The organism is Johannesbaptistia floridana, assembly GCF_057440575.1.
Window position 1 is genome coordinate 1 of sequence record NZ_JALKVM010000405.1, and the last position, 5,656, is coordinate 5,656.

Consider the following 5,656-nt stretch of genomic DNA (forward strand, 5'->3'; position numbering starts at 1 on the left):
TTTATCTAGTATTGCTGCAATGCGTTTTTGTTCTTCTAGGGGAGGTAGGGGTATTTCCAAGTTTCTCACAAATGTAGCTGATAAATTTTTTTGTGTAACACCTTGAGCTTGAAATAAAAATAGCTTTTTTTGAGAAAGCATCCAATAGTAAATATAGCGATTAAATAGCTTTTGAGTATCTTTAACTTCTATGCCCAAAATAGCTTGATTAGTACTCAAATCCCTTCCTGCAAAAGCCATTTTGCCCACTGAACCATACATAGCAAAAAGCAAAGTTCCTTTTTTAAAAACTCGATTACGAATTGCTTTTAAACCTTGTTGAGTAATTGTTTCTTCTGTGGAAATAAGAGTGCCATTACACGCTTCTATATCCGAAATTTTAGCCCATGGGATGCCTCCTCCATAATTATCAGCATTTTTTCGCGAAGGAGTCCCACCACTTTTAATCTCGCATAAATCACCTAATAAAAAATGCTTAATCACCCCAACATCGCCTCCAACGCCTGTAAATTCTCTCTTATTTCATCCTCTAGACACATCAACTGCTGCAAAATCACCCTCAAAGACTCCTACTCCTTATAGGGATTGATAGACAAATTATAACCAATCGCTTATATTTAAATCTTAACTTTTTTTGATTTAATCAAGCTCTTAAAATAGAGACCAGATAATTTGGTGCGTTACGCGCGGAGCGCTAACACACCCTACCCTTCTACCCGTCAGTTAACCGGATTTAGTCTTATTCCAGCGCTTCTTCCAATGACTTGATGGTTCTAATTGACTAAGATTTTGTTCTTCAATTCTTCTTTGTATAATTACACTAGCAGTATCTTTAAGAGTAGGATCTCGATAGGGAATAGCCGCACGAGTTTGTAAATGTTCAGCTTCCTGTGGAGATATGGTTGGTAACAAAGTTGGAGTAAAACCGGCTACGGTCCCAGGCGATCGCCTACCGACTCCAGGAGTTGAACCAAAATAGAGACCAGATAATTGTAAGGCAGTTCTTACAGAAGCGGCACAGGAATAGGTAGCCAATCTGCCATCAGATTTTAAACAACTAGCAACTAAGTTAATAAATTCTACTGTCCACAATTGAGGACATTTAGGGGGAGAAAAGGGATCGAGAAAAATAGCATCGGCTTTCCAATCTAAATCTATTACTTTTGAGATTTCCGATCTTGCATCTCCAAGGAGTAATCTTGCTTCTAGATTAGTTGCCTCTACATAACATTGTGTTGCTAGTCTCTCTAAATACTTATTTACCAATTCTCCCCAAGAGTTGAGAAGATTATTTTTAATTGCCTGTTGAGGAACATTGAGATCTGATTCTAAAGCAATGATATTAATCTGACAATCAGGATTTACTGCTAAGATAGCAGCTAAAGCAGCAGCGGTGTTGTATCCTAACCCATAGCAAATATCAAGAATATTTAACTTGTTAGTTTCTTTTGCTTTAGAGATTAGTTGACATGGCTGAATAAACTTTTGTTCAGCTTCTTGTTTTGCCCCTTGATGAGAATGAAATAACTCAGTAAATTCTTCAGAAAAAAAAGTCCAGGATCCATCTGCGGTTATTTGACTTTTGAACACAAGATTAACTACTCCTTCACTTAGTGCTAAACAATCAAATACCAAAAATTAACTGTAAATAACAAAATACTCAAATGCTGAGGTAATAGTAGTCTTAGAGGCTGTTTAGCAATTTTCTGAGTAAGTATAATCCCAGTGATAGCGCCAAAAATTAAAGTAGTGCCTTGTAGAAAACTAATCACGGCAGCATCTGCGGTGAAAACTGGTAATCCAGAGATATTCAGATCAAAAGTAGCGATCGCCACTGGTAAAATTTTCCCTGCTTCACCCAATCCCATATATAAATAGTGAGCCAAATTAGCAGCTAACACCAGAGGTAAGTAACCATAAGCCAACTCACCAAATTTTCTTGGTTTTACCGTAGACATAAAGCGACAAATCAATCTAATTAAAGTGTAGGCAACAATAGGAACAACCACTGGTACAAATAAAGCTACGAGGGAAAATCCAGCATGAATAGTAAACTTATCTAAATCTAACTCTAATCCCCATAAACCTTGTAACTGTGGCAATCGATGTAAAAACACCAGATTAAGCAATAAAAACATCAAAGCCACTTCATAGATACGTACCTTGTTACTTGTCCATAACTCGATACCTGGTGGACGTAGGTTAAATTCTACCGAACGATGGGGACAAGCCTTTAAACAGGTCATACACAAGACACAATCGCGATTATCTTCTAATTGAGCGGGATGAGAATAGAGAGGACAACCAGAAGTTTCTAAACCTTCGCCTTTTTGAGGACCTCCCTTATAACATTGATAGGTAGTACATTCTGCCGAACAAGTACCTTGTTGAGCCCGTAATTCCGTCATTGATAACTTAGCGAACATGCCATTCATCCCACCAATAGGGCAAAGATATCGACACCAGAAACGACGTTCAAAAATAGCAGAACAAATCACAGCGCCGCCAGTAATTATCAATAGTAACCAAGCAGAGAGATAAGCTGTATTTGGTAAATCCCATAACTCTTCCCAGAGTAAAATTAGAGCAAATAAACCAAAGAGAAACCAACCGCCCCATTTTTCTCCCTTTTCTCTGGGCCAACTTTTTAGTTGACGAGGAAATAGCCACAGAGATAGTTTTTGAGTCACCTCACCATAAATCATAAAAGGACAAATTGCACACCAGACACGGCCTACAAAAGGAAAACCAATTAGTACAAGGGGCCACCACCAAGCCCAAAATAAATTCAGGGCAAAGTTTTGATCTCGTGTTTGTGGTCCTAAAAATAAAATCAATACTACTAAAGCAAAGGCGGTAAGGGTAAAGCCATAATTAATGCGGTCTGGCCACCAAGGACTCCGCAAAAAAGAGCGTAGTTTGGGGTAAGCGTTAAGAAGATTCCAGCGAAACTGCTTTTTCTTACTCTGGGAGGGCCAAATAATTTCTTCAGTCAATTGAGTACCAGATCCCAATTGTACAATCGCCCTTTCTACTAGATTAATTAATTCGCGATTATTATTAGGAAAATCATAGGCTTGTAACTTTCTGATAGCTTCGGGGGTGATTTCTGGTTTTTTGACTCTTCTTGTCCGACAAATCAAGGTAATATAATAGTTAACCTTGTCTTGTAAATCAGCTTTACTCACTCTCAAGGGTGGAACTTTAATAATTTGTTTTACTAAAGAGTCAATTTCTGGCACAGTTTGCTCAGAAATCATGATAATTCTGGCAGCAGCAACTTTAGGCTTATCGGGTACTTTGCCTGGGGGAGTAACGGGAAAATAAATACCCTGTTTGAGGAGTGTGGCTACAGGTTGAATTAATTCTCTTGGTAACTCTTGAATATTGTTAAAAATAATAGTTCCTTCACCCACTGCTTCAATTAAGCCGGGTTTACCTCCTTCTCTACCGAATAATTCTGCACCGCTAGTTTGTATAGTACTACAATCGACTTTGATTGCTACTTCTCGACGGGTGGGGGAACCAAAGTGAATTAAAGCGGCGATATTATCTTTTTCTAAGCCTGGTTCACCAAAAATTAGCACAGAATCTCTGGTTTGAGAGGCTTGCTTGATTTGATGGCGTAATCTTTGGGCGTAACGACTTTTACCAATGATTCCTCGTCTGGCTTTGGTTACTAAATAGGGGCGCAAAATCAGCGATCGCTCTTTAGCTAATACTAATTGATTGGATAAAGCTTCAATTTCAGTAATTAGTTGTTGAGAAAATGCTTGAATTATTTCTGGATAAGTTGCTATTAAGTCCAAAAACTGCGATCGCTCTATTTTCCAGAATTCACAATCACTAATAGTAATAATGGTTTTATCGGAGATTTGATTTAAAATTAAGGCTTCTAGATTAATAACTGTTCCTGGTAGTAAACTGTTATTGTAGGATTCAGCTTTACCCTCTCTGAGAATATACAAACCATCAGGTTGAGTATTAGCTGTTACTATGGTTTGGTTTTTAGATATATGACATTCTACCAGTAACGGGGCGATCGCTTCTAACACATTTTCACTTAATAAACTTAATTCAGTTCTTTCTTGTAACCAAGTTACTATTTCTGAAGCACTCATTATTGATCCCCATTCATCTATAATGCTCTATTTTTCTATTTTACTTCTGTTAAGATTAATTGAATATATAGCAATTCCCAAGCAAAGGAGATATATTTTCTGTTTCTTCTTTTTGCCTCATACGCTAACCTCTGTACCTCAGTAGACTAAAAAACGCCATATATTATTTTTAAAAGTGCCATGTTCATTAGATTACTTACCATTTTTATAATTATTACTTTAGGATTAGCGGTTTATTCCCAATCTTCTCTAACTCAAGTAAACCCTCCTCAAACCAATCTGGTTTTAAACTCTCTTATTGAAGCTAATACCCCAGTTAAACTATTATTAGATGGCTTTCAGTTCACTGAAGGTCCTGTTTGGCATCCTGACGGCTATTTATTGTTTAGTGATATTCCTGCTAATACTATCTACAAATGGCAACCGGGAGAATCCGTTGAAGTTTTCCGCCAACCCTCTGGCAATGCCAATGGGAATATTTTAGATAATCAGGGACGTTTAATAACTGCCGAACACGGTAATCGCCGGGTTTCTCTAACTCAAGAAGATGGAGAAATTGTTACCTTAGCTAGTCAATACCAAGGCAAACGTCTCAACAGTCCTAATGATTTAGCTATACATTCTGATGGTAGCATTTATTTCACCGATCCACCCTATGGAATTAAATCTGAAGAGGAAGAACTAGGATTTTATGGTGTTTATCGTCTTGCCACCGATGGCAGTTTATCTTTACTAGTTGATGACTTTGTGCGTCCTAATGGGATTATTTTGGCCCCTGATGAGAGTAAATTATATGTTAATGATTCAAAACAAGGACATATTCGCGTTTTTGATGTTTTAGCTGATGGCAGCTTGGCTAATGGCCGGGTCTTTGGGGAACTTGAACCCTCTAGTCGTCGAGGTGCAGCCGATGGTATGGAGGTAGATAGACTCGGCAATATCTATAGTACTGGACCAGATGGAGTTTGGATTTTTTCCCCTGATGGAGAATTATTAGGTATTATTGAAACCCCAAAACCTCCTGCTAATTTGACTTGGGGAGACAATGACTATCAGACTCTCTATCTCACAGCCAAGGACAGTATCTATACTGTCCGTCTCAAAGTGGCCGGAAATTATTGAACTCTTAAGCTTCTTCTGAAGGACTATCTTTACTAGGAAGAATCCACCACAATACTGGAACTATAACAATACAGGCAAAGGTAAGTATAGATATCAGAGTTAAGCTTTCAGTTAAATTTGCACTCATTGTGTCTCTCCACAAAATATAAGTATTATTTATCAACCTGTCTTAATTTAATTATACTAATTATTTTCAATCTTTGTAGATTTTGATACATAACTTCAAATGGTTATGTGCATTAACCTCAGATCTTGCATCTTTACCTAATGTTACTGATTGTGGATGAATCTTGAAGTAATGAGTAATGAGTAATGAGTAATGAGTTAAAGAATTAATGCGATCGCCCTTAAAAATTGGTTGACCCTAAAGGCGTATTCAGACTAGATTTTGTAGGTTGGGTTGAGGCACGAAA

5 protein-coding genes are annotated in these 5,656 nt (G+C 37.6%); 1 reads left to right on the plus strand and 4 read right to left on the minus strand.

All coding sequences use genetic code 11. The features are described 5' to 3' along the window. The 3 genes from MW688_RS22885 to MW688_RS22895 all read right to left on the minus strand — a co-directional run. Positions 1 to 483: restriction endonuclease subunit S (locus MW688_RS22885; RefSeq protein ID WP_486738331.1), on the minus strand; the 483-nt coding region annotated here is incomplete at its 3' end. 240 nt (positions 484 to 723) lie between these two features. Further along, the gene (locus MW688_RS22890; RefSeq protein ID WP_486738332.1) at positions 724 to 1,590 is read right to left on the minus strand and encodes a tRNA (5-methylaminomethyl-2-thiouridine)(34)-methyltransferase MnmD; all 867 of its coding nucleotides are present in this window, start codon (positions 1,588 to 1,590) and stop codon (positions 724 to 726) included. 26 nt (positions 1,591 to 1,616) lie between these two features. Continuing rightward, on the minus strand, positions 1,617 to 4,121 hold the full coding sequence (locus MW688_RS22895) for a sigma 54-interacting transcriptional regulator (protein ID WP_486738333.1): 2,505 nt from the start codon (positions 4,119 to 4,121) through the stop codon (positions 1,617 to 1,619). Positions 4,122 to 4,301: 180 nt separating this feature from the next. On the opposite strand from MW688_RS22895, the gene MW688_RS22900 reads away from it, so the two are divergent. Next, positions 4,302 to 5,243: an SMP-30/gluconolactonase/LRE family protein gene (locus MW688_RS22900; RefSeq protein ID WP_486738334.1), complete on the plus strand. Its 942-nt coding sequence runs from the start codon at positions 4,302 to 4,304 to the stop codon at positions 5,241 to 5,243. Between the two features lie 4 nt (positions 5,244 to 5,247). Here the strand turns inward: MW688_RS22900 and MW688_RS22905 are convergent, their stop codons facing one another. Beyond that, positions 5,248 to 5,370, minus strand: a complete 123-nt coding sequence (locus MW688_RS22905) for a hypothetical protein (protein WP_486738335.1) — start codon at positions 5,368 to 5,370, stop codon at positions 5,248 to 5,250. Positions 5,371 to 5,656: the final 286 nt, after the last annotated feature.

Bases quoted from the DNA above. Each gene is read 5' to 3' on its own strand.
- MW688_RS22895 (WP_486738333.1), bottom strand. From the start codon at position 4,121: ATGAGTGCTTCAGAAATAGTAACTTGGTTACAAGAAAGAACTGAATTA.
- MW688_RS22900 (WP_486738334.1), top strand. From the start codon at position 4,302: ATGTTCATTAGATTACTTACCATTTTTATAATTATTACTTTAGGATTA.
- MW688_RS22905 (WP_486738335.1), bottom strand. From the start codon at position 5,370: ATGAGTGCAAATTTAACTGAAAGCTTAACTCTGATATCTATACTTACC.